General features: G+C 32.8%; 3 protein-coding genes and 1 pseudogene. All 4 read left to right on the forward strand.

Annotation, left to right across the window (positions count from 1 at the left end):
* The first annotated feature begins 1,666 nt into the window (after positions 1–1,666).
* Positions 1,667–2,425, forward strand: a complete 759-nt coding sequence (locus ACFIMQ_RS08995) for a hypothetical protein (RefSeq protein ID WP_375703884.1) — start codon at positions 1,667–1,669, stop codon at positions 2,423–2,425.
* Positions 2,426–2,505: 80 nt separating this feature from the next.
* Positions 2,506–3,102, forward strand: coding sequence for a hypothetical protein (locus tag ACFIMQ_RS09000; protein ID WP_375703885.1), 597 nt, complete (start codon positions 2,506–2,508; stop codon positions 3,100–3,102).
* Between the two features lie 82 nt (positions 3,103–3,184).
* Positions 3,185–3,820 (forward strand): hypothetical protein, encoded by a 636-nt coding sequence (locus tag ACFIMQ_RS09005; RefSeq protein WP_375703886.1) that lies wholly within the window; start codon positions 3,185–3,187, stop codon positions 3,818–3,820.
* A gap of 103 nt (positions 3,821–3,923) precedes the next feature.
* A pseudogene (locus ACFIMQ_RS09010) lies at positions 3,924–4,237 on the forward strand (hypothetical protein); the annotation flags it as partial.

The following is a 4,237-nucleotide window of genomic DNA, read 5'->3' on the forward strand; positions in this document are numbered from 1 at the left end:
ACCGTTGGCAACCCTGCCTACCCTCTAGAATTGTTTCAAAGGGTTACTACCGTAAGTTTAGAAACAATGAAAATCGTGAAAAAACTACCAAATTTGGTATTAAGAGAAACTGAATAACTTATAAAGCATGCTCACATAATGGGTATGATAACTCATAAGGGGATAAGGTCTTATACCTATAGGGTCTATACCCCTTTATACTCTATACCCTCTTTATACATTGCTTACATATAATCTTTAAAAGGATAATTTATCATGCGTTCTTCTAAAAAGAAGAAACTTGCACTTTTAGATACTCTTATTTGGATTGCCTTTAAGAGGTTATACCGTAATCTAAAATGATAGCTTTATTGTTTTCAAAAGCTTTATTTAAAGAGAGTTATATATATTCATTTTCTTATATTACTTATAGGTTTTGAAGGTTTCTCACACCCTCAAAATACCTTCAAAACTCCTTTAAATATATATCATAGATTGTATTTTTAAGATATTAACCTATTGAAATATAATAATTTTTATTTTTGATTGAAAAAAATATATAAAGGGGGGAGTAAAAGGAACCCTCAAAATACTCAAAATCCTCAAAATTCATAACCATAATGGTCTTTATAGCATTTCTATAAGTTACAAGCTATCTTTTGAAAGGCTTTAAAGGTTCACATGCTTTCATAAAGCACGTTGTAATCATTCTCTAAATCATAAGGTTATCTATTCAAAAGAACTGATTAAAATTCATAAAAGGGATTTTGATAACGTAATCAGTTTTTAATTTCATACGCTTTTCATAAGACACGTGTTAATCACTCACTAGAAATATAATTTTATCTTTTAAAAAGAACTAATCAAAATAACAAAAGCCTATTAAAAAGGATTTTGCTAATTTCTATAATTATCAATCCCTCTTTAGATAGTTTCATAAGTGTTTTCATAACAGTCTCTAAATTACAATTATCATATGTATCATTTTTATCATGAAAATGAAAAATAACACCATGGCTATAAAGCATATAACAGCTATAGAGAATGCGTAAAAATAACAGCCTTATTTGAATAAAGCAAAAATGCAAATGAATGCATTGGTTATAAAAGCGCGGCGCTTATTAAGATAGTTCAAATGATAAATGCGTTATAAACAAAATTCACAAAAATTTTTAAATTCATTTAGTAAAAAAATTGATAGGTTATAAAGATAAAAAAACGCATTATGAGAGCGTTTTTAAATATTATAAATGTATAGATTCAAAAAAGAACACAATCGTTTTATAAAGCCTATAATATAGCTTTAAACACACATAAATATAAAAGAAGAAATTCATAAGCATATGATATTATTAATACACAACGCATTTAAAAAAATACAAAAAAATATCAAAAAAGTTTATAAATTAATTGACAATAAATACGTATTTTGTTATATAAATACTCAAGTGATGAAAACACTTAGCGTTAAGCGGATAAACCCCGATAAGGTTTCTCCCATTTCTTTAAAAGACTGACTTTCTTTTATGCTGTAGCTAGCATATAACGATTGTGTCGGGTGTGGTCACACCATACAATACTCTTTAATGAGAAAAGTGTGACGACGGACTTAACGCCGTGTTTTCAACACCCGGCGCCCTTATAGGGTGTTAATTGAAAACTTTATTACGTTAAGAAAGAATTTAAAATGAAAAATTCCCAAAATACAATTTCCTCTTCCATTTCAAATGAAATCGCATCTGTTAATCAACAAGAGCCTGCAAAAAAATACGAATTTATTGATGATTGTGAATATATCGATGGTCATTTCTTAACGCGTATTAGAGCCTTAAGAGATTTTGATGATGTCAAAAAAGGGGACCTCGGGGGCTATATTGAAAGTGAAGATAATCTCTCTCATGATGGCAATTGCTGGGTTTATAATAAAGCACGCGTCTTTCAAAATGCACGCGTCTTTGGAAATGCTAAAGTAAAAAGCTTTTTTGTTGACGTCTATGGCAATGCTAAAATTTATGGGAATGCTATTTTTGAAGGAAGGACATTAAAGGACAATGCTAAACTTTCAGGCAATGCTCATGCTAGCAATGCCGTTGTAATTGAAGGCAATGCACAACTTTATGATAATGCCTATGTAACTGATTATGCCCATATTTCCGATAATGCCGTGATTTGTGATAATGCCCATGTTGGGGGTAATGCAAAAATAAGGGGCTCTGCTTATATTTGTGATGATGCACGTGTTTTTGATGATGCCATGGTTTGTGATGCTCTTATCTCAGGTAATTCTTATATTCATAGCAATGCCTCTCTAACTGCTAATGAAGATATTTGTGATAATGCATATCCAGAATTTGGTAGTGAAGATGATTATTACCGTCATGAATATTATGCTGATTGTGAGGGGTATTATGACGATGATAACGAATATGAAAATGATGCTGCGTAAATAACGCGCGGGCGCGGCGGGGGCGCCACCTTTTAACATTTCATTTTAAAATTTAAATCTATTTATAAAGGAATTGTGCTATGCAAAAAAAGTTTGCACTCACAAATGAGACACGTGTATTTAATAATCAAACTCTTTATCGCATTAAGGCATTAAAAGACTTTTCTGATGTCAAAGCTGGGTCTTTAGGCGGCTTTATCGAAAGTGAAAACAATCTCTCTCATGATGGCAATTGCTGGGTTTATGATAATGCTCTTGTTTTAAATCCTGCCCATATTTACGAAAATGCCAAGATTTTTAATAAGGCTATTATAATGGGCTTTGTTTATGGCAATGCTCATGTCTGTGATCACGCCCGCGTTTATGCAAATGCCCATGTTTATGACAATGCGCATCTTTCTTATAATGCTTGGGTTTATCATCAGGCGCGGGTTTATGGCAATGCAAAATTATCAGGAAGTGCCCGTATTCATGGCAATGCCGAGGTTTATGATCATGCTGTTGTTTATGGCTCTGTTTATGGCAATGCAAAAATCTCTGGTTATTTCGTGATTAGAGGTAATATCTATGGCAATGCAAGGTTAAAAAGACATAGTGATCTTTATCGGGTTCCTAATGATTGTGAGGTTTATGAAAGCGATAACGTTGTAAAGGTTATTGCAAATAACGCTGCGTAAATAACGTGCGGGCGCGGCTGGGCGCCCCTCCTTTAAACATCTCATTTGAAAATTTATCAAATATGAACTTAGGGAGTTACCTATGAACGCTATAACTGTAACTAAAAAATACGAATTGACTAATGAAACTCATATTATTGAAGGTCGTACTTTATATAGAATTAAAGCATTAAAAGATTTTGATAATGTCAAGGCGGGTGCCTTGGGTGGCTTTATTGAAAATGAAAACAACCTCTCGCATGATGGCAATTGCTGGGTCTATGATAATGCTTGTGTTTATAATAATGCTTATGTTTTCGATAATGCAAAAATTGAAGGCTATGCTAAGGTTTTTGATTGTGCAAAAATTTATAACAATGCAAGGGTTGCTGATCATGCCTTGGTTTTTGGAAAAATTTATGTTTACGATTATGCCTGCGTTTTAAATCATGCTGAGGTATCGGACAGGGCTGTTATAAAAGGTCATGCTAAGATCTATGATAATGCTTTATTGACTGGCTATGCACAAGCTTATGGCAATGCAAAGATTTTTGGCAATGCTCAAGTTTGGTTTTTTGCTATAGTTGGTGATAATGCTTGTATTTATGAGAATGCAAAAATTACAGGCTATACATACATTTGTGATCAAGTGAGTGTTTTTGGCAATTCATATATAGATACAAAAAAACTGAATGGTCATATTAAAATTTGTGATCAAACCATAAAAGACGCTGCGTAAATAATGGCTTGTGCGTGGCGGGGGCGCCTGCTTTCCAACCAAATTTCCCATTTCAAATTTTATTTAGAAAACGTTTATCACATTAGATTGTGAGGGTATCTCTATGTGCAAAAAATACGAATTAACCAGTGAAATCAAAAAAATCAAACATGCTCTTACTCGAAATATTATAAATCTTTATCGCATTAAAGCTTTAAAAGATTTTGATGATGTTAAGACGGGGGATTTAGGGGGCTTTATTGAAAAGGAAGCTAATCTATCCCATGATGGCAATTGCTGGGTTTATGATAAAGCTTGTGTGTATGGCTATGCCCGTGTTTATGACAATGCAAAAATACGACATTTTTCTCAAGTTTGTGGTCAAGTCTATGGGAATTGTGAAATCTATGGCAAGGCTTTCATCTCTCAATACGCAAA

Source organism: Bartonella sp. AD13SXNS (assembly GCF_042196465.1).
Classification (GTDB): Bacteria; Pseudomonadota; Alphaproteobacteria; order Rhizobiales; family Rhizobiaceae; genus Bartonella.

Coding starts and splice junctions, on each gene's coding strand:
- ACFIMQ_RS08995 (WP_375703884.1), top strand. CDS start 1,667: ATGAAAAATTCCCAAAATACAATTTCCTCTTCCATTTCAAATGAAATC.
- ACFIMQ_RS09000 (WP_375703885.1), top strand. CDS start 2,506: ATGCAAAAAAAGTTTGCACTCACAAATGAGACACGTGTATTTAATAAT.
- ACFIMQ_RS09005 (WP_375703886.1), top strand. CDS start 3,185: ATGAACGCTATAACTGTAACTAAAAAATACGAATTGACTAATGAAACT.